Annotated in this window: 17 protein-coding genes and 2 pseudogenes; 4 read left to right on the forward strand and 15 right to left on the reverse strand. The window is 56.2% G+C overall.

Translation table 11 applies throughout. The features are described 5' to 3' along the window. Positions 1-168: 168 nt before the first annotated feature. Positions 169-261: pseudogene (locus BLU52_RS26995) on the forward strand (class I SAM-dependent methyltransferase); the annotation flags it as partial. A 34-nt stretch (positions 262-295) separates the two neighbouring features. On the opposite strand, the gene BLU52_RS11555 reads toward BLU52_RS26995, so the two are convergent. Both BLU52_RS11555 and BLU52_RS11560 read right to left on the reverse strand, forming a co-directional pair. Continuing rightward, the gene (locus BLU52_RS11555; RefSeq protein ID WP_090283299.1) at positions 296-763 is read right to left on the reverse strand and encodes a hypothetical protein; all 468 of its coding nucleotides are present in this window, start codon (positions 761-763) and stop codon (positions 296-298) included. Positions 764-982: 219 nt separating this feature from the next. Beyond that, a complete protein-coding gene (locus BLU52_RS11560; protein ID WP_090283300.1) occupies positions 983-1,321 on the reverse strand; it encodes a DUF2834 domain-containing protein in 339 nt (112 codons plus the stop codon). A 249-nt stretch (positions 1,322-1,570) separates the two neighbouring features. Here BLU52_RS11560 and ilvA point away from each other — a divergent pair. Then, positions 1,571-2,566, forward strand: a pseudogene (ilvA, locus tag BLU52_RS11565) (threonine ammonia-lyase, biosynthetic); the annotation flags it as partial. 24 nt (positions 2,567-2,590) lie between these two features. Here ilvA and BLU52_RS11570 read toward each other — a convergent pair. Both BLU52_RS11570 and eco read right to left on the reverse strand, forming a co-directional pair. After that, positions 2,591-2,896: an NIPSNAP family protein gene (locus BLU52_RS11570; RefSeq protein WP_090283302.1), complete on the reverse strand. Its 306-nt coding sequence runs from the start codon at positions 2,894-2,896 to the stop codon at positions 2,591-2,593. A gap of 21 nt (positions 2,897-2,917) precedes the next feature. After that, the gene (gene eco, locus BLU52_RS11575) at positions 2,918-3,403 is read right to left on the reverse strand and encodes a serine protease inhibitor ecotin (protein WP_090283303.1); all 486 of its coding nucleotides are present in this window, start codon (positions 3,401-3,403) and stop codon (positions 2,918-2,920) included. A gap of 366 nt (positions 3,404-3,769) precedes the next feature. Between eco and BLU52_RS11580 the strand changes: the two genes are divergently transcribed. Further along, a complete protein-coding gene (locus tag BLU52_RS11580) occupies positions 3,770-4,039 on the forward strand; it encodes a DUF1652 domain-containing protein (protein ID WP_090283304.1) in 270 nt (89 codons plus the stop codon). On the opposite strand, the gene BLU52_RS11585 is transcribed toward BLU52_RS11580, so the two are convergent. Both BLU52_RS11585 and BLU52_RS11590 read right to left on the reverse strand, forming a co-directional pair. Next, positions 4,036-4,434, reverse strand: coding sequence for a hypothetical protein (locus BLU52_RS11585; protein WP_090283305.1), 399 nt, complete (start codon positions 4,432-4,434; stop codon positions 4,036-4,038). The genes BLU52_RS11580 and BLU52_RS11585 overlap by 4 nt on opposite strands. Before the next feature lie 89 nt (positions 4,435-4,523). Continuing rightward, positions 4,524-4,793: a DUF2790 domain-containing protein gene (locus tag BLU52_RS11590; RefSeq protein ID WP_090283306.1), complete on the reverse strand. Its 270-nt coding sequence runs from the start codon at positions 4,791-4,793 to the stop codon at positions 4,524-4,526. Positions 4,794-4,827: 34 nt separating this feature from the next. Between BLU52_RS11590 and BLU52_RS11595 the strand changes: the two genes are divergently transcribed. After that, positions 4,828-5,118 (forward strand): hypothetical protein, encoded by a 291-nt coding sequence (locus BLU52_RS11595; protein ID WP_197677998.1) that lies wholly within the window; start codon positions 4,828-4,830, stop codon positions 5,116-5,118. Between the two features lie 119 nt (positions 5,119-5,237). Here BLU52_RS11595 and BLU52_RS11600 read toward each other — a convergent pair whose 3' ends face one another. The 9 genes from BLU52_RS11600 to BLU52_RS11640 all read right to left on the reverse strand — a co-directional run bounded on the left by BLU52_RS11600 (position 5,238) and on the right by BLU52_RS11640 (position 19,669). After that, complete coding sequence (locus tag BLU52_RS11600) at positions 5,238-6,230, reverse strand: tetratricopeptide repeat protein (protein WP_231988025.1); 993 nt, start codon at positions 6,228-6,230, stop codon at positions 5,238-5,240. A gap of 491 nt (positions 6,231-6,721) precedes the next feature. Next, complete coding sequence (locus tag BLU52_RS11605) at positions 6,722-7,690, reverse strand: tetratricopeptide repeat protein (RefSeq protein WP_090283307.1); 969 nt, start codon at positions 7,688-7,690, stop codon at positions 6,722-6,724. A gap of 18 nt (positions 7,691-7,708) precedes the next feature. Next, complete coding sequence (locus BLU52_RS11610; RefSeq protein ID WP_231988026.1) at positions 7,709-10,999, reverse strand: hypothetical protein; 3,291 nt, start codon at positions 10,997-10,999, stop codon at positions 7,709-7,711. 32 nt (positions 11,000-11,031) lie between these two features. Beyond that, entirely contained in the window at positions 11,032-11,895 is an 864-nt protein-coding gene (locus BLU52_RS11615) for a DUF4123 domain-containing protein (protein ID WP_090283309.1), read from the reverse strand. After that, positions 11,886-13,940 (reverse strand): type VI secretion system Vgr family protein, encoded by a 2,055-nt coding sequence (locus tag BLU52_RS11620; protein WP_090283310.1) that lies wholly within the window; start codon positions 13,938-13,940, stop codon positions 11,886-11,888. Before BLU52_RS11620 ends, BLU52_RS11615 begins: the two co-directional genes overlap by 10 nt. An 899-nt stretch (positions 13,941-14,839) precedes the next feature. Next, complete coding sequence (locus tag BLU52_RS11625) at positions 14,840-15,460, reverse strand: transglycosylase SLT domain-containing protein (protein ID WP_090283311.1); 621 nt, start codon at positions 15,458-15,460, stop codon at positions 14,840-14,842. A gap of 44 nt (positions 15,461-15,504) precedes the next feature. Continuing rightward, a complete protein-coding gene (locus BLU52_RS11630) occupies positions 15,505-16,443 on the reverse strand; it encodes a carbohydrate kinase family protein (protein WP_090283312.1) in 939 nt (312 codons plus the stop codon). A 13-nt stretch (positions 16,444-16,456) separates the two neighbouring features. Beyond that, positions 16,457-17,953, reverse strand: a complete 1,497-nt coding sequence (gene xylB, locus BLU52_RS11635) for a xylulokinase (protein ID WP_090283313.1) — start codon at positions 17,951-17,953, stop codon at positions 16,457-16,459. A gap of 243 nt (positions 17,954-18,196) precedes the next feature. Beyond that, positions 18,197-19,669, reverse strand: a complete 1,473-nt coding sequence (locus BLU52_RS11640; RefSeq protein WP_090283314.1) for a mannitol dehydrogenase family protein — start codon at positions 19,667-19,669, stop codon at positions 18,197-18,199. Positions 19,670-19,676 lie beyond the last annotated feature (7 nt).

The following is a 19,676-nucleotide window of genomic DNA, read 5'->3' on the forward strand; positions in this document are numbered from 1 at the left end:
TCGTTACATTGTCAGTGACTGTTCCGGGTGCGGATAAATTCAAGCGCCATGCTCGGGAGCATCCGCCGTCTATCCGATGTGTTTCCGAAGGGAGCCTTGCCACGTGCGATCAGGTTCATCGTTCAGCCGGGGCGGTTACAAGACCAGGGCCGACACTTTACGTCAGAGGCGTTGATTACAGCAGAGCCGCAATTGCGCGGCCGGGACGTGGTCAGGGTGCCCTATGAAACGGCTGCGTTTGTGGTAGTCAAACGGGGCTGAGGCGGCCGGGGCACCCTGAAAGCAGAGTTGCGCATCAGGGTTTGTCAAAGGCAGGCTCGTAAGCTGATAGGCCTTCCATGACGAACTGGCCATTCTTGATCTCGACTGTTTCCTCACTGTTTTGGAGTTTAACGCTGAAGACGTTGCCCTCCAGTCGCGGATCTTCCTTTGTCGGTGCAACTTTCAGGACTAAGGTGCCACTCGTTGCCCAATAGGTTTTTGGATCGCTCGAGCCGCGATAATAGCTCGCTCGATAATCACCATTCTCCGTCAGCGTGTAGGTGTTTGAAGTTGTTCCTTCAGGAAAGTACACACTCACAGCGGCTTGTCGTTGAGGCAGCGGTCCGGGAAAAGTCTGAATGCCTATAGCTTGCCAATAAGGAACAGGCACCGGCCGGGTGCTGATAGCCAGTTTCACATCCGTCGTATAGAACGCCGGGCTTTCGCCCCCACTCGTATCAGCAGAGAACTCTCCAGTAGTTTGGTTCTTGGAAGCTGTCATCGCTTATGCTCCTTATGCACGAACTAAAGTGGGAGCGAACTCCCGGTCAAGGCTCAAGGTACTGCATCAGGATCTACGGCATAACTGTCAGAGTTGACAGTTGACAGCCAAACTATTCGGGACTTTTTAATCGAAGCCGTGGCTCCATGTTTGGCACCGTTCCTTGGGGAAAGTGAGCCTGCTCCCAATGGCCATTTGCGCGACAACCGGTCATGCCGATCAGCTCGCGCGGGCCAGATCCGCAGCCTTCCGGTTGCGCTCGCGAACCCCACGCACCACCAAATACAACAACGGCCCAATCGAAACAAACAACGCCGTCAGCAACAGATAGGGCACCACCGACCAAACCGATTGCCCGCGCGACCGGGCATCCTTGACCATCCAGACGCCCGCCAGCGTGGCCAGCAGGTACAGATCGATAACAACCTGCGCGGTATCGGGTCGCGACATCAGGCTGATGCCGAAATCAATCAACGACTGTTCGGCCTGGAGCATCACCGAAACGGTGTAACCGCCAAAAGCGAGCAAAGCGGTGAGGGGCAGGACGATGGAGAACATGCGTTCCTTCCTTGGTGCGATGAGAGAGTCGCCACACTAACGCTTGCGGCTGAATTTGGCCATTGACTCGCCCGCAGCGCGCAGGCTACTTTGCAGCACATGACTTCCACCGTACTGCGCAGCCAGCCAAGCATTATTACCGCCATTCCTCACTTGGCGGGCTAGCTCACGACTGCAGCACCCAACCCGCCCTAGAGGCGGGTTTTCACTTTCTGTCTTCGGGGTTTTCAACAACGTCAGGAAACGACCATGCCGCACAGCCCCGACCAGCAAGCCCTGCTTGAGCACTACGTAAAAAAGATCCTGGCTGCGCCGGTGTATGACATTGCCGTGCGCACGCCATTGCAAGCGGCGCCGGCGCTGTCGGATGCGCTGGGCAATCGGGTTCTGCTCAAGCGTGAGGACTTACAGCCGACGTTCTCCTTCAAGATCCGAGGCGCCTACAACAAACTGGTGCAACTGAGCGAAGAGCAGAAAGCGCGCGGGGTCATCACAGCCTCGGCCGGCAACCATGCCCAGGGGGTGGCGCTGGCGGCACGCGAACTGGGCATCACGGCGACGATCGTCATGCCGTCCACCACGCCGGAACTCAAGGTCCAAGGCGTGCGCAGTCGGGGAGCGGAAGCGCTGCTGCATGGCGAGAGTTTTCCGTTTGCACTGGCCCATGCGCTGCAACTGGCCGAACTCACCGGACGCACCTTCGTCTCGCCATTCGATGACCCCGAGGTGATTGCCGGGCAGGGCACCGTGGCGATGGAAATCCTGCGGCAGCATCAGGGCGCGCTCGACGCAATCTTCGTTCCCGTGGGCGGCGGCGGGCTGATTGCGGGAATCGCCGCTTACGTCAAATACCTGCGCCCGGAAGTGCGCATCATCGGCGTTGAATCCGAAAACTCGGCGTGCCTGAAAGCTGCGCTGGAAGCGGATCAGCGCGTGGTGTTGCCCAGCGTCGGCAATTTCGCCGATGGTGTCGCGGTCGCACAAATCGGCGCGTTTGGCTTCGAAGTCTGCCGATTTTGCGTTGACGAGGTAATCACCGTCAGCAACGACGACCTCTGTGCCGCGATCAAGAATATCTACGACGACACGCGTTCGATCACCGAGCCTTCCGGCGCCTTGGCAGTGGCGGGCATCAAGCAATACGTGGCACGAACGGGTGCGCAGGGGCAGACTTTCGTGGCGATTGATTCGGGCGCCAATATCAACTTCGACAGTCTGCGCCATGTCGCCGAGCGCGCCGCGCTGTGCGGCGTCCCGGCTTGATGAACGTTACGGCAGCATTGGGCGCAGGAAGCTGCGCTCGTAACTGACGATGAATTTCTTCTCCAGAAGATTGGCAACCAGTGCGGTACTTTCAGCATCAGTCATCGCAACTTGACGATAGCTTTCGTAGTCTGCCAGCGAGGGAAAGCTGAACAGACAATAAGCGATATTGCTCGCGCCCTCGGAGGGAAGAAAGTAACCGTGATGGGTGCCGCCCAAACGCTCGACGATACCAAGCCAGGCTTTGGCGTAATCTTCGAACTCGGTCAACTGATAGGGATCGATGACGTATCTGACGTGGCAGGTAATCAAACCGTGCACTCCTTGCTGTGGTTATTCCGGCAGCGCCGTGCCGACTTTTTCAGATGCCGACCAGATCAGATAACGCACTTCTACGTCCGATGGTGCGTAGACCACAACGGGTAATTTGCTGTTGTAGCGCAGTTTGAAACCGTCACCGATAACCGGCACGAACACGCGTTTCTTTTGCGAAGCGGGTGGGCAGGCCATCATCGTGCTCATCGGGCCGCTGACGTTTTCAAGGCGATAGAACGGATAACCCCAGCCTTCGAGGTTCTTTTCGACCAGCGTGCCGCCGAGTCGCTGGCGATTGCAGTCGACCTCGAGGGTTTTGCCAGCAAGGATCTCGACCTGAAAGTTCTCTTCCTGCTCTTGCTTGGGCAGATGAATGACTTGGCGGGTGAACCCAGTTTCAGCCTTTGGATACGGCGCGACGTCTTCGAGCTTGGCCGCGTGGGCGACGGTGGACAGGCTGGCAACAAGCAGCCCGGTAATCGCATATACGCGTAAAGAACCCATGGAAGCCTCCGTGCGGGTGTCGGGATAGTGCGAGGCATTCTTGCTGTCATGGAGGCTGAATGCAAATCGGGGCGTAGTTGCAAAATGCAGTGCTCGGGGAGGGCTTTCTTGCATTTTGCAAATAGCACAATGCTGGCCAATGCGCCAAGTGACTGATTTACAAGGAGCGAAAACCAGCCGATCAAAGGCACGCTTTATGCGTTCTTTAAGTGCGGCGCACCGGATTTGGGCGCCTACACTCCAATGGGCATTTCGCAGTACCGCCGCTTGACGCACCCAGGGAAACAGCGGGGATACACCCGCGCAGGGGCGCCACGGCCAGCGTGAATACTTGATTGGCATCTCACAGTAAGGAGAGGGTTCGCCATGTTTCTGTCTGCCTTGGAACTACGCAACATCATCGAAAGCAGTTTTCTGCCGAAACGCTGCCAATGCACGCTGTCGCCGGATCTGTCGATGACCATCAAGGTCTTCGGCGATCATCGGACCGATCAGGTTGATCTGCAGGTCAACGGCATTGATGCGAGCCGGCTCAACAGCTGTCGCGAAATCAACAACCTGGTCGCGGGACTTCGCTCCGATCTGGCCCAACAGACTCCACTGCATCAAAGCACCGTCCGCTCGCGAGCGGTTTAACGCACCGTTTCACCCAGTTCGACCGTCACGCGCCGGGCCTGCACAAAACCAAGGCCCAGCGCGAACTCGACCAGCACCGCGAGCAAAATCCCGGGGCCGGCATGACCGTTGAGCCATTCCGCAAAACCCAGCACCGCCAACCCCAGACAACCAACGATAAACCCATTGCTGAGCGCATTGCGCCCCAGCGACGGCGGCGCATTGCGCACCAGATAAAACATCACCCCCAACGCCGCAAACAGCACCGCACTGCGCCGCGCGACAAACCCGACCCCCTCGGAATACTCGACGCTCCAGATCGCCAGCAGCCGTTCGGGGAAAATCCCCCAGGCCAGCGCCAGCACAAAACACAACGAACACGTGAGCCCGGACAACGTGCGAAACGACAACTGCATGGCGAATCCTTGCGGCAGTGAGGAAGGCTTCGAGCATAACCGCCGAAACCCCTCCCGCCTACCGCAACGCCGCGAATCAGACGTTTCTGTCAGTTTTGCAGCTGGCACGCGTCGGATAATTTCCGGTAGCTGATTTCCTCGGGTCTGCCGTTGTTGTCGATGTATTTCATGTCAGCGGTGATGACCTTGCATTCCAGGGTGGCTGGCTCGGTCAGTGCAACTACCTTAGCCACTTGCAGCGGCATGCCGTACTTGTAGGGCACGGGGTTTGAGGAGGTGGTTGAGTCATTGGCTTGGGCCAGTCCGGTGAATGCGGTACAGGCGAGGGCGGTGGTGAACAGCGAAAGACGAATGTTCATGAGAGGACTCCCGTGCGACGGTTCTAGAGTTCGGGTGATTCACCCGAATCTGCCGCACTGGGCAACAGCCAGAATGGTTGAGGGCGTGCGGTTCAGTGGAGTTTTTGACTACGGCGTTAAGGGGCGGTTAACCAAGCTGAGCGCGGGCTGTCTGGGAGTGGGGTGGTTTTCTTTGGGATGTATGGCGAATTCCTACAAAGGCTGGTGCCTTGACGTGCAGGACATTCCACACATCACCCATGCGCTCTACCTGCTGACGCAGGATGGCGATGATTTGCTGCAGGTGGCGCAGCAGCAGATGTTGAGTTGGAAGGCACCGGTTTGATGGGCTAATGAAATCGGCAGGGGTGAACAGCCGAATTTACTTGCGCTGATTAGCAAGGCAAGGTTTGGCACTTATTAAAAATGTTGTGATGACAAAGTATCTGAATAGCGTTATTGGAATTAATATCCTAGCTTGTCAGGGTAAAACGAGAGAGGCGGATGGTTGGCTTTCCACGTTTTTGCAAGTCTTTTCGCTTTTTCTATTTGCTCTTTTGACATGTTTTTTTCTAAGTCGGGTAATGTGGTGTTGACGTCTCGAATTACATTGCCTCCATCATTAAGTTCGAGCAAGTTTGAAAGTAAAGCATATGATTTTATTGGGTCGAATGCGAAGCCGAATTTTGAATTTTCTTCACTTATGTAGGACGCATATCCAAATACTCCTTCGACGTAGCTCGAGTCAGCTGCTTTTTCGTTCCAACTTCTGAACGAGGCTAAATCGTTTTTATCGATCATGATTGCGGCTAACCCCATCATTGCAAGCGGATAACCATTTTCAGCAGACGCCTTCATCCATCGTTCGATAGCTTGGTTGCGCCTCGAGGGTAGAAAAAATGAACCACTTCCTTCTTGGTACTTCGTCGCCAGACGGAACTGCGCAAGTGCGAATCCGTTCTCTGCTGATTTCTCCAACCAGTCATCGTTGCCTGTCATTACATATAACAGGTACATTGATTCGCTATCTCCCTGCGCTGATCGTTGAATTGCAAGGCTTTTAGCTTTAATTACCCAGTTGCTTGGAGAGTCTTCACCTTGTGGACAGTTTTTCATGGTTGAGCACAAGTCGTCTTCAATTCTCCCAAGGCGAATCATAGAGTAGATATTCCCCTTTTTTGCGGAGCTTTCGTATGCTTTTTTAGCTTCCGGAGTCATGAAGCGGTTATTTTTTCTTAATGCTTCACCCAGATAGTAAAGTGCCTCATCATCTCCGCCGTCAGCGGCGGTTTTCAAAAAATCGATCGCAGAAATGGCTTTGTATTGATTGTAGAGCTCAATGCCTTGGATTTTTGCCTGAAGCTGTTCGTGCGTAAGAGCAGATGATTCGGTTGCTATTATAGTTAATAACGTTAACGCTGCAGTCATTAGTTTAATTGTTATCTTCGCTGAACTCATGGGTGGTTGTTTCTTCTCTGCGGATGTAAGGGGGCGGTTAGTCTTCGATTAAAATTCGGCGTTCCGCGCCTCCCTAAAGACATACCAAAAAATCGGAGTCAGTCGCTAAGTTTTTCGGGGAAAAAAGAAATCGGTGAATGAGTGGCTTTCCACTCTCGCGCAACGATTTTTGACTGTTCAATTTGTTCTGGTGTCATTTTCCCAGCAACCTTTTCAATTTTAAGGTCGACATAATCTTGTACTCCACCGCTGTCGCCGAGCTCTTTTAACAAAGAAAAAATAGCGTAGCCTTTAACTAGGTCCAGTGGGTAGCCAACTTTGTCGGGAGTATGTGAAATGTACGCTCCATAGTTGCTTACCGCTTCTTGATCGCCAGTACATCACAACATCACAATGCAGCATATACGCCATCGTCACACTCAACCCGGCAGTTTATTGTTTGCCAAAGCTGCAAGGCTGAGCGTTATAATGTTCATTGATCGGAATATCCTTCAAAAATCTATTTTTTCAGGAAAAAACGAAAGAGGTGGGTGCTCGTCTCTCCACTTGACTGCAAAATCTTCCGCCTCTTGAATTTGTGCTGGGGTCATTGTTTTTGATATTTTTGGAAGTATCTCCTCTACATCTGTTTTTGCGGTACCCCCACCGTCTAGCTCCTTCAGAAGAGAGATTAACGCATACCCCTTGATTTTATCTTCCGTGAATCCAAGGGCTTTGGGGGCAACAGCTAAAAAATACCCGAAATTGTATACGCCTGCCTCATACCCAGTCGACGCCGCTTTTTCTACCCAATAGCGTGCATGATCGAGTTCACCTTTTTCTCTATATATACCGAAGAGCTGCATCATTGCTTTTGGATTGCCTGCTTTCGCAGAAAGCAAAAACCATTGTTCAACGATTTCTTGCCGTTTCCAGGGAAGTATAAATCCTTCTCCTTGACGATCGCCAACAGCCATACGATATTGTGCAGTTGGATGACCTGCCAACGCTGATTTTTTTAACCAGTCCCTGTCGGCGGTAAGTTCATACATTAAATATTGAGCTTCCGCATCACCGCGATCAGATTTTTGTTTTGCGATTTTATTTGCTTCAGCCAACCACTGTTGTGGCTCTTTTGTACCTGTTGGACAATTTTTCATTGCAGCACATAGGTCATTATTACTTCGACCAATTCGGATCATCGAATAAAGGTCGCCTTGGTTAGCTGCGGCCTCATACCATTTGTAAGCTTCAGAATCAATGTACTGTTTTTTCTGACGTATTTCTTCGGCCAAAAAAAATTGTGCCTCAGAATCGCCAGCTTCTGCGGCTATTCGCAATTCGGGAGTCGCGGCCTTATATTGCTTGAACAATATAATTCCTCGCTCTTTCGCTGATTGCTGATCATGATTAAGATCTGCTGATGCAAGTATTGGCAAAGCGATCAGGGTCGCTAGCGTAAATGCTTTAAATATATTCATTAAGTTGCTTTGCTCTCGTTATTTTTCCGGCCCATTATATGTAGCACGTCCGCCAGGAAGGTATGTTCGACCATAATACGTCGATCGTTGGCAGAAACCATCAAGTTTCGCGCCAAGTTCGGAAACATGCTCCTTGTATCTAGCCCTCATTTGTTCGTTTCGTTGGTCCGCGAAGCGGAGTACAGCTTCGGACATAAAATTATCTAATGCCAAGCGCTGTTCACAATAAATTTGGCCTTTGTCTGGGCTTTTCGTCCCAAATCTGTTCATGCTTATGCACGCTTCTTCGAATTGTGTTTGAGCTTGCTCGACGGTATTCGTTTTTTTTGCGTGGTTCAAAATCCAGCCGAGTATTCTTTCAATGGCTTGCTGTTGGATCAGATATGTTTGAGATTTATCATATGTATATTTTTTTTCTCGAGACGCGCTATCTGTAGAAATGTCTGTGACATTGTAGCTCTGAGCTGCCGAAATTAATGTCATGAGCATTGGACCAAGAGCGTTGGGTGTTGCATTCAAAAACCACTGCTCCAATTCACTTTGATTGCGATAGGTCATTATCGTATGAGCAATAGAGGCTCCTCTACCACCACCAGTCAGCGCCTCATACAAAGACATCACCATATCCACGCCTTGCATATAAGTCATCGCCACTTCCATCCCGGCGGTGCCAAGGAAGTTGAGCTTGTCTATATAATCAGCCGCCTCATCAGTTACAAATACCAGTGATTTATCCTGGTTTTTGTGAATCTCTCGGCGCACGAGGTTTATTAGGTCGGTCACACCGTCATAGCCAACTTCAAATTGAAACTCGCCACCCGCACCCGCTCCGACGATGACTGAAGCTTTGAAACGCATGATAAAGCGGCCTTCATGCAATGAAATTCCGACATCAGCGTTGGTGCCGAGCCCGTAGGCCGCGGTGAAACCGGCGGTCAGTCTCGCCAGGCTCGACCATTGGCTAGCTTTGGTGCTGTTGACGCTATTGGCCATTCCTGGCGAAGGAGCGGTGCGCAATGCTGCGATTTCTTTCGGCGGCGCCCAGTTCAAGGCGCCTGTCAGCAGAATCCCTGCCTGGACTCCCGCAAAAAGATTGAACTGGGCTTTGACACCGTCCTCTACGCGAACCTTGGCGGCGTTGCCCTCAAGTACGGGTTCGCTTCTCACGGTTCCAGCGGTTGAATGGGTCGTTTCCGGCCGCTTTGCATCAGTGACTTCTGGAAGGTTGAGGCCGCCCTGAACATTTGCACGGCCCAGCTGGACGCTGGAGGAAAGAAGTAGGGTGGCGCCTGTGTAACCCCAGGCTCTCGCGCCCAGATGAATCGAGAATCGACCGAGATTGAGGTGTTTACGGTTTTCCTCATAATCAAGGTAAGGGATCAGAATGTCTTTCGCCTGATCTCTGCCCGGAAGATCCATTTTCATCAGCTCAACTTCACCACGGGCGAGGTCAATACCCAGGCTCGCTTCAGCTTTGGCGGAGGCTTTGAAGTTATCCGCCACACTGAACGACGGTCCGGTTATTTTCGTGCCGGTGTGTATGGACGCCTGCGGCGGTGTCAGGCAGCGCACCAATTGAGCCTGAGGGCTGTTGTCGAACAGACGCAACGAGCTCCTGACCTCTTCCTTGAACAACAACTGACGAATACGAAGCCCCCAGTCTTTACGGGCTCCGGCATCATCCAAAGTCTCAACCTTGTAGTTTTTCGACTTCAGGTAGGAGTGGAACATCTCGGCATCAAACCAGCCTTTCTCATCAAACCAGTCACTTTGCTGATCTTTGATCGCGAGCGCGCCTTGCAGTCGCAGCCATTCGTGGAAAGGATTGTCGTCAGTATCCGAGGCTGCCTTGCCGTTGCTGTTGCCCGGTAGCTTTCGCAGATCTTTGCTAGCTGTTGCACCTATCTCGCTCGCGTCCTTTTTCAGCACCTTGGTGATGCCTTCGAGGTTAAGCAGGCTGAGATGTTTGACGGGGCTGTTGGGGCTGTTGAAAAGCGCTACTTCGCGCAGAGGGAAGCCTGCTTTGACCAGGCGTTCTTCCGGTTTTGGCTGAAACTGCTCGGGTTCCCACAGTAGGTGTCGTAATGGCAGGGCAGCAGCAACCGCTGCTTCGGCGTCTTCGCGGAGTTTTAAGCGATCCTGCTGAATGCGCTGCCACTCGGCCTGTTCTGCTTCCACGATACCTGCCGGTGCCGCAACGTTTTGCCCGCTGGCGTCAATCCAGGCTTTATATTTGGTGCGGATCTGCTCGGTGTACTTGACCTGCTGCTGTTCCATCTCAAGATAGGCTTTGAATTTCTCGATGCCTGCGCTGATGTCCCCCGTGTCAGGAATAAGCGCGAACTCTGGCAGCGCCAGTCCGTAGTCGGCAACTTTCAAAATCGAATCGATATAGGCCGCAAAGTCTTTTTCGACTTTTTTGCGCTCGTCGGCGACATTCTTCAAATAACCACACATCCGAGCCTTGCCATCAATTACGCAATTAGTGGCGTCTAGATAGGCTTTTTTGTTTTTTTGGATGTCTGCTTCTTTCAGGGTCGTCAATTTGCCGCTGGTGGTGAGCGCTGCGCGGGCTTTCAAATAAGTCTGTACGCGATTTCTTGCCTCGATCGCCCCGGGCGAAAACAGGTTGCCGCTTTCGTAGGTGTAACCAGCAGTTTTGGCCTGTTCGATTGCGACCGCCTTCAGCTTTTTCCATTCGCTATACAGACGTTGCAGTTTCTGACCGTCGGAGTTGGCTTCCAGCAGACTCGCCTGTTGTTGATTGGCGAGTTCGCGATTGCGCGCGTAGTCACTCTGATCCGCTTGTTTGTCGAGCGCCGCGCTGTTGCGGGCTTCTCGGCTGACAGCTTTCAAGCGCATAGCCATGGTGGGCTGCGCTATATCGGGCTCTTGGGCCTCGATTTCCAGCATCCGCGCTTTTTGCTCGCCTTGCAGGAAGTTGCTCAGCTTTGGCTCAAGGAAGTATTCCAGCAACCCGGCGGTGTTCATCCCCTTGAGTCGTTCCTCTGGCGACTTGCTGGCGCTGATATGTTGTTCGAGTTCATTCATCGCCTCTTTGATCGAGCTGGCCGCTCGCTTAGGCAACAGGTAAAACATTTTTTCCTTGGTGGCGTAGATTACCTCGCCATATTCCGTCGAGCAGGGGGTCTTGACTTCATCGAACGCGTTGGAGCAAGTGGCAGGCGCCTCCGGCTGGGGATCAAGTTCCAGGGCTGGCTTGGTTTCGACCGGTACCGCTGAAGTCGATGCGCTCGCAGCCGGTTTGTTGAAATCTACCTTGGGTGCTTGAGAGATATCAGTTTCCATTTCGCTTCCATTCATTCTGTAATGACGGGTCATCAAGCAGCGCTGACAGCGAGTTGCTGTAGCTGCTGGACTTTGATGAACGACTCTTCCCTGGATTGCAGGATGGCCATCACTTCTGGCTGCGTTTCGAGCAGAGGGCCGTTGGTGATTGCGCCCAGCTTAAGTAGATGGCGACCTTCATAAATGTTGTGGTCAACCAGCGTCTGGAGGTTCGCCACGAGGTGGGGTAGTTGTTCATCGGTAGGATCACCGTAAGCAGCGTATTGCTCGTCTGCCCAATAAACCCATCCAAGATGCCCCTGAACGCTCGGTGCTTCAGGCGGCAGATTGAAAGCTGAAACGTCGCCCAGCCATTCAAGTTCTGAAACGGCGCGCCAACTCAGCCATTGACCGCGATTACGCCCGAAGTGGGCCGGCGCCGGGCTGTATATACGCTGCCAGGGCCCGAAGAGTTGGTGCAAACTTTCACCGGTGGTATAGGCCAGCGCAGCCCACAGACTAGGTTTGTGATAGCTCAACAAACTCTGGCCGCCAGAACCATCATTAGCTCGCAGGAGCCAACGTGCGTGCGCCAATGACTTGATCGGATCCGCAGTGGTAAGGGCGATGCCAGAGTAGTTCTCTTCGCACAGTTTTGCCGCCTCGGCGGCCAGACGACTGCCCCAAGGTGCGACCAGCCAGAGAGGCCCGTCGGCGGCGATTTCAGCAAAATCGGTATTGAGAAAAAGAGCTTGTGCCTCCACAGATTCACCGACGCGGTAAAGGCGGCTCATGGCCTCTGGCTGGCGGACGCGGTCAATGATGAAACATAACCTCACATCAGAGCTTTCTCTCGGCAGTTCCTCGAATGAGTAACGTGGAGCTTCGAGGAGGGTGCTCAGCGCTTTTACATGCATGTGCAATCCTTACGGCTGCAAGCGCCGTTACTTTGTTTTCCGCACAACGGCGTGATGCCGGACTCGCTCAGGCGCTTGGGCAGCGGAATAGGGACGGTACCAGCCTTATCCGCATCCACAACCTTCATCGGCCCCGGCAGCAATGGCGCCGCCGGTGTGCCCACCCCAGGCGAGCCGCCGGTATTGACCTTCACCTCAGCGCCGCTGATGGTCACGCCGCCGGCGTCGACTTTTACGAAGCTGCCGCCGGCCTTGGCGGTAAGTTCCATCGCGCCTTCGACCACCACTCGCTGGCCTGCGTAGTAATGGATTTCGTTGCCAGCCTCAACAAACTGCCCAGTCCCCACCTTCACATGCTGCGTCACACCCACCGTCATGTGATCATCCGCGCGCATTTCGCTGATCCGGTCCAGATGGGTAATCCGGTGCTCTTCAACCTTGAATTCGCTCAGGGTGTTGGCTTCAACAGTGTCATGCCGTTCGTTGCCGACGCGAATCTTCTGGTCGTGTTCGATGTTTTCGTCCCAGTCGCGCTGGGCGTGGATGTAGATCTGTTCGGCGCCTTTCTTGTCTTCGATGCGGAATTCGTTGTAGCCCTTGCCGCCCGGGGAGCTGAGGGTTTTGAAGGTGCTGCGGGTCTTGTTCGCCGGCAGGTCGTAGGGGACGACGTTTTCCTTGTGGTACAGGCAGCCGCTGACCAGTGGCTGGTCGGGGTCGCCTTCGAGGAAGGTGACGAGGACTTCCATGCCGATGCGCGGGATGGCGATGCCGCCGTAGGCCGCGCCGGCCCAGCCGCTGGCGACGCGCAGCCAGCAGGTGGTTTTGTCGTCTGACTGGCCGTCGCGGTCCCAGTGGAACTGCACTTTGACGCGGCCGTACGGGTCGCAGTGGATCTCTTCGCCGGCAGGGCCGGTGACGATCGCGGTCTGGCTGCCGAGGACTTTCGGTTTCGGGTGTTCGAGGGCAGGGCGGTAGTGGGCGTCCCACGGTGTGGCGAGGAAGCTGTTGCGGTAGCCCTGGTGGAAATCGCTCTTGTTGTCGGTAACGTCGCTGGTGACGTTTTCGCCAAGCACTTGCGGTTGTTTGCCTTCGTGGAGGACTTCGAGCAGCAGCCACAGGTCGTTCCATTCGGCGCGCGGGTGTTCGGCAAGCGTGAGGAAATGGCCGCTGGTCAGCGTTGGTTCGTCACCTTTGCCTTCGGCGAGTTTGTAGTCGCTGCGATGACGTTCCAGCGCGCGGGTCGAGAGGAACTTGCCGCGCTCGCGGGTGGTGAAGCGGCCGGGGTAATCGTAGTCCTCAAGGTCCGGGGCGAATTCGGATTTGACCGCGCCCTCGGGCAAAAGCTTGGGTTTCTCGAAATCATAATCGCGGCGGCTGACGCGGGTGGTGCGGGTTTCCAGGCGCAGGTTGAACCGTTTGATCACCGGTTTGTCGGCGGCCATGCCGGAGTCCTGCTGGTAGCTCACGGGTTTGAGCTTGCGGAAGACCGTCTGATCGTCGCCGAACACCAGTTTGTGGCCGCTGCTGCTGTGCTGGAAGTGGAAGTGAATGCCTTCCTCTTCGCACAGGCGCTGGATGAAATGGAGGTCGGACTCGTCGTACTGCACGCAGTAATCGCGTTCCGGGTATTCGGCGCCGAGCTGAAAACTGTACGCGTCGGCGAGGATGCCGCGGTCTTCCAGCACCTGAGCGATGATTTTCGGCACCGTGAGTTGCTGGAAGATCTGCTGATCGTGGTTGTGCCGCAGGTAGGCCAGTTGCGGCACCAGGCTGAGGCTGTAACGGGTCAGGGTCTTGCCGGAGTCGCCTTGCTCGATGCGATAGACCAGACCATGGATCTTGCCTTCACCGGTGGCACCGAAGGTCAGCACGCCGGGCTTGTGCAGCAGCTCTTCGAGATTGAGGTCGGGGCGGGCGCTGACCAGTTCGAGGTCGAAACGGAACGGCTCATTCAGAGCTTCGCGACCGGTGAAGCTGAGGACCTGCAGGTCGGCGTTGGCGCCTTCGAGGGTGAGGGTGATGTGGGTAGCGTTGGCGTCCAGCATGCCTTGAATTCCGTCCGTGAATAAGCAGGACACAGATGTTGCAGGATTCAGCCGTCTCGTTCAAGGCGCAAAAGCCGTAGGTGGGGTGGGTATGGGGTGTAGGGAAAACCCTTAGGGGGAGCGTTTCGGCTAATGAAATCGGGTGATTGGTGGGGTGTGACCTTGGCTATCAGCGACTTTTCTTACGCGCTGATGCTGAAGAAACAACCGTCAAAGTTGCCGGGGAGTACGGCAGGTGGCGATCTTTGGCGTCTGGTAGACCGCTATCGCCAGCAGGCTGGCTCCCACAGGGAACTGGTGTCGTACTGGGGGAGAGAGGTGGGTTTTCAATATTGTCAGTGACTGGAAGTCAGCTATCGCCAGCAGGCTGGCTCCCACAGGGGATTGGTGTCGTACTGGGGGAGAGAGGTGGGTTTTCAACATTGTCAGTGACTGGAAGTCAGCTATCGCCAGCAGGCTGGCTCCCACAGGGGACTGGTGTCGTACTGGGGGAGAGAGGTGGGTTTTCAATATTGTCAGTGGCTGGAAGTCAGCTATCGCCAGCAGGCTGGCTCCCATAGGGATTGGTGTCGTACTGGGGGAGAGAGGTGGGTTTTCAATATTGTCAGTGACTGGAAGTCAGCTATCGCCAGCAGGCTGGCTCCCACAGGGAACTGGTGTCGTACTGGGGGAGAGAGGTGGGTTTTCAATATTGTCAGTGACTGGAAGTCAGCTATCGCCAGCAGGCTGGCTCCCACAGGGATTGGTGTCGTACTGGGGAAAGAGGTTGGTTTCAACCTGTCAGTGACTGGAACTCAGCTATCGCGAGCAGGCTCACTCCTACAGGGGAATGGGATTCAGGCATGAGCGTTCAATTGTGGGAGCTAGCCCTGCTAGCGATAGCGGTTCAATATTCACAGCTACAACCAATGCCAGAACCGGCTCCAAAAGCCGCGGTTCAAGTCCTCTTTGCACCCGGCATATTGCCGCGCATAAGTATCAGAGCGAACCTGCACCTTGCGCGCGGTTGTGGGCAGCCAGGCTTTGCTGGCGTAGGTCTTGTTGCGGAAGCCGCCCCAGCCTTCGTGGTAGTTGAGGTACTGGTTGTAGGCGTCGTATTTGTAGACGCCATTGATCGAGGTGGTCTTGTCCATGTACCAGCCGATGAAATCGATGGCGTCATCGAAGTCTTCGCGGTCGGCCCAGTTGCGGCCGGTGCTTTTCTGGTAGTCGGCCCAGACTTCGTCCTTGGCTTGCGCGTAACCCGAGGCGGTCGACACCCGGCCCCACGGAATCACCCACAATAGGTATTTACGCGGGGTCTTGGCGTCGTAGCGGTAGCCGGACTCCTGATACATGATCGCGAAGGGCACCTGAATCGGCACGCCCCAGCGTTTTTGCGTGACTTGCGCGGCGTCGTACCAGTCGCTTTTTTCGCGAAAGATTTCGCAGATGTCTTCCGGCGAACGGGGCGGCGAGGTGCCGCACCCGGTCAACAGTGCTGCCAGTGTCAGTAGTCCAAGCGTCTGCCCGTATTTCAAAAGCGGTATCCCGTCGTGCGCAAAAAAGCCGACAGTCTACGCGCTCAGCTCAATTGCTGACGATAGGGCAGATCCGGACCGGTCTTGCTGCAGGTCAGCGCGGCGGCCAGGACGGCGAAGCGCAGCATGGCGTCGATCTGTTCGCGCGCCAGTTTTTGCACGCCTTCGACCGAATCCAGACCGTTCTCCGTCAGCCAAGTGATCAGCGCCGCCTGGAAAGTATCGCCAGCGCCCACGGTGTCGGCGATTTTCACCGAGGCTGCCGGCACCGACCACTGGCCATGTTGACGGCTGAAGACGCTGGCGCCGTCGCCGCCACGGGTGAGGAAAACGATCTGGCAGCGATGCTCGAGCCAGCTTTCGATGACCTGCTGCGGATCCTGTTCGGGATAGAGCAGGCTCAGATCTTCATCGCTGACCTTGATCAGGTCCACCAGCGGCACCAGCGTTGCAATGCGTTCGCGCCACAGCTCGATGTTCGGCTCGGGATTGAGGCGTACGTTCGGGTCGAGGGTGATCAGGCGCTGGCCGCTTTCTCGCTGCACCAGTTGCAGCAGGGTGTCGCCGATCGGCTGCACCACCAGCGAGAACGAGCCCACGTGCAAGCCGCGTACCTCGGCGCCGAGGGTCGGCAGATGCGCCGCGTTCAACTGACGGTCTGCGCAGCCTTCGCCACGAAAGCTGTAATGCGGCGAGCCGTTGGTGCCGACCGCGACCATCGCCAGCGTGGTCGGCGCGGCGAACTCCACCAGATAATCCGGGCGCACGCCTTCCTCTTTCAATACCTGCTGCAAGCGCCGACCGAGGTAGTCGCTGGACAAGCCGCCAAACAACGCCGAGTCGACACCCAAACGGCGCAAACCTACAGCGACGTTGAACGGCGAACCGCCGGCGATCGCCTTGAAATTGATCTTTGATGCCAGACCGCTGGCATCGTCTTCACTGAAAAAATCGAACAGGGCTTCGCCACAGACCAGGTACATGATTGTTTGCTCTTTATAGGGTTGCGACATGCTGTTGATAGCGTTCATAAGCCTGCTGGAACGCCGCGACATTGGCGGCGATCGGCAGGGTTTCGCTGCTGGCATCGAGTTTTACGCAGCGTTGGCACAAGTCTTCGAGGCTGTCTTGCTCACCGTCAGCCGACGCTGTGCACCACGCCGCCTGAATCGCCGCGCCAAGCGCTGCGGCTTCGCTTTGTTCGGTGCAGATCACCGGGGTGTTCATGATGTCGGCGACGATCTGCCGCCACACGGCGCTTTTCGAGCCACCGCCGATCAGGCAGATGCGCAGGCTTTGTAAGCCATTGCGGCGCAGCAGATCCAGTCCGTAACGCAAACCGAAGGTCGTGCCCTCAACGGCGGCGCGGCACAGGTTAGCCTGGGTCAGGTTGTCCAGCGTCAGCCCGTGCAGGCTGCCAGTGGCGTGGGGCAGGGCGGGGACGCGCTCGCCGTTGAGGAACGGCAGCATGCACACGCCGTCGGCGCCGATCGGGGCTTGGGCGACCAGATCGTTGAAGCGCGGCAAATCGAGCGCAAATAGCTCGCGAATCGCACCGGTGGCGTTGGTCAGGTTCATGGTGCAGATCAGCGGCAGCCAGCCACCGCTGGAAGAGCAGAACGTGGCCACCGAGGCGTCCGGGCTGACGGTTGCTGTGTCGGAATAGGCGTATACCGTGCCGGAAGAGCCGAGGCTCATGGTGATTGCGCCGGGCTGAATATTGCCGGTGCCGATGGCGCCCATCATATTATCGCCACCGCCACTGGCGACCCGCGCGTTGCGGTTCAGGCCAAGCTGTTCGGCGACAGCCGGAAGAATCGTGCCGACCGCTTCATGGGCTTCGATCAGCTCGGGCAGCGCCGCTTGCAGACGGCCGCTGGCGTCGATGTCGCGCAGCAGTTGCAAGTCCCACTCGCGCGTGCGCACGTTGAAATAGCCGGTGCCGGAAGCATCGCCATATTCACTGCAGGCGCGCCCGGTCAGCCAGAAGTTCAGGTAGTCGTGGGGCAGCAGAATGCGTGCAATGCTGGAGAAGACGACGGGGTGTTGCTCCTTTGTCCAGAGCAGTTTCGACACGGTATAACCCGGCGCAATGACAACGCCCAGACGTTCCAGCGAACCTTGCTCGCCGCCCAGATGGCTGAGCAACCGGTCGTTTTCGGGGCTGGTTTCGGTGTCGCACCAAAGCTTGGCCGGGCGCAGCACTTCGCCTTGATCGTCGAGCAGCACCAGACCGTGCTGCTGGCCGGAAACGCCGATGCCGAGGATGTCCTGACCATCGACATTGGCGGCCTTTAACGCTTGGCGGGTGGCGAGGGCGAAGGCTTCCAGCCATTGCTGCGGGTCTTGCTCGCGACGACCGTTGGCGCCGCTGATCATTGAGTGCGGCGCGGCGCCCTGACCGAGGACCTGACCGCTGACGGCGTCGAGGATGATGGCTTTGGTGCCTTGGGTGCCGCAGTCGATGCCGAGGAATAGTTGTTGTGTTGTCATGTGTGAACCCGTTGGGTTGCGGTGAAGATCAAGAGCTACCCCCTCACCCCAGCCCTCCCCCCCAAAGGGGGCGAGGGGGAAGGGAGCCGATTGGGGGCTGTTCAAAATTTGAGTTCGACTCCGGTTCTCAACCGGGCTATTCAAAACCTGAGTTCGACTCCGGACGTTCAGGCCGATGTAACTTGTACAAACCCCTCGGTCAGTTCCCTCTCCCTTTGGGAGAGGGTTAGGGTGAGGGGCTTCTCAGGCGAGCACTCGTTCCAGCGTTCGCGTCACGCCTTCATCGCGCAAGCTGTTGTAGCACCACTCGAACGCCGCCACAAACTCCGCCGATTTCGGGATCGCCGCACCAAAAATCTCCTCGACCCCCAGCAACCGCTCAGTGATCAACTCATCGTCCACCACCAACCCCTGACAAAACGCCGCCCGTGGGTCAGGAATCGTGTACGTATCGCCATTCTCATCGACACCCTTCAAGTACAGCGCCCACGCTGCCACGACCAGTGCCGCGCGCCGGGTCTCGCGGCCATCGGCGATGAGCCGATTGATCGTCGGGATAGTGAACTTGGGAAACTTCGACGAGCCGTCCGAACACACTCGCTCCAGTTGATCGGCAATCGCCTGATTGGAAAACCGCGCGACCAGCGTGTCCTTGTAATCGCTCAGGTCGATGCCCGGCACGGGCGCCAGTTGCGGGGTCACGTCGAGGTCCATGTAGGCGCGCATGTAACGCACGAACAGCGGATCGTTCATGGTCTCGTGGACGAAGCGATAACCCTTGAGAAAGCCCAGATACGTCAGCGCCAGGTGGCTGCCGTTGAGCAACTTGATCTTCATTTCCTCGTAGGGCGAAACGTCGTCGGTGAACTGCACGCCGACCTTCTCCCACGCCGGACGGCCATTCACGAATTTGTCTTCGAGTACCCATTGCACAAACGGCTCGCAGACCACCGGCCAGGCATCGTCGACGCCGTGTTTGTCCGCCAGTTGCAGGCGATGCGCGGTGCTGGTCATCGGCGTGATCCGGTCGACCATCGCGTTGGGGAAGCTGACATTGGCGTCGATCCAGTTGCACAGATCGCTGTTGCGCAGCGAGGCAAACGCGAGCAGCGCCTTGCGCGTCACTGCGCCGTTGTGCGGCAGGTTATCGCAGGACATCACGGTAAACGCCGGAATCCCCGCCGCGCGGCGCTTTTCCAGAGCAGCACAGAGAAAGCCGAACACGGTTTTCGGTGCCTCTGAATGAGCCAGGTCATGCTGGATCTGCGGCAGGTGCGCCATGAATTCGCCGTTGCTGTCGTCGATGCAATAGCCGCCCTCGGTGATGGTCAGCGAAACGATGCGGATCTGCGGATCGGCGAGTTTGTCGATCAGTGCCTGAGCGCCGTCCTCGGCCAGCAACATGTCGCGGATCGCGCCGATCACCCGCACTTCGGTGTCATCGCTGTCACCGAGTTCAAACAGGGTGAAAAGGTAATCCTGTTCCTTGAGATCGTCTCGGGCGCGGCGGTCTTCGGTGCGCAGGCCGACGCCGCAAATCGCCCAGTCCAGCGCTTCGCCGCTGTTCATCAGAGCGTCGGTGTAGTAAGCCTGATGCGCGCGGTGAAAGCCGCCGACGCCAATGTGCGCAATGCCGTGGCGGGTATCGCTGAGGCGATAGGCCGGCAGTTGCACTTCAGCGGCGAGACGGTTGAGGTTCTGTTGGTTGAGTTTCATCGGATAG

It is taken from the genome of Pseudomonas granadensis, assembly GCF_900105485.1.
Taxonomy (GTDB): domain Bacteria; phylum Pseudomonadota; class Gammaproteobacteria; order Pseudomonadales; family Pseudomonadaceae; genus Aquipseudomonas; species Aquipseudomonas granadensis.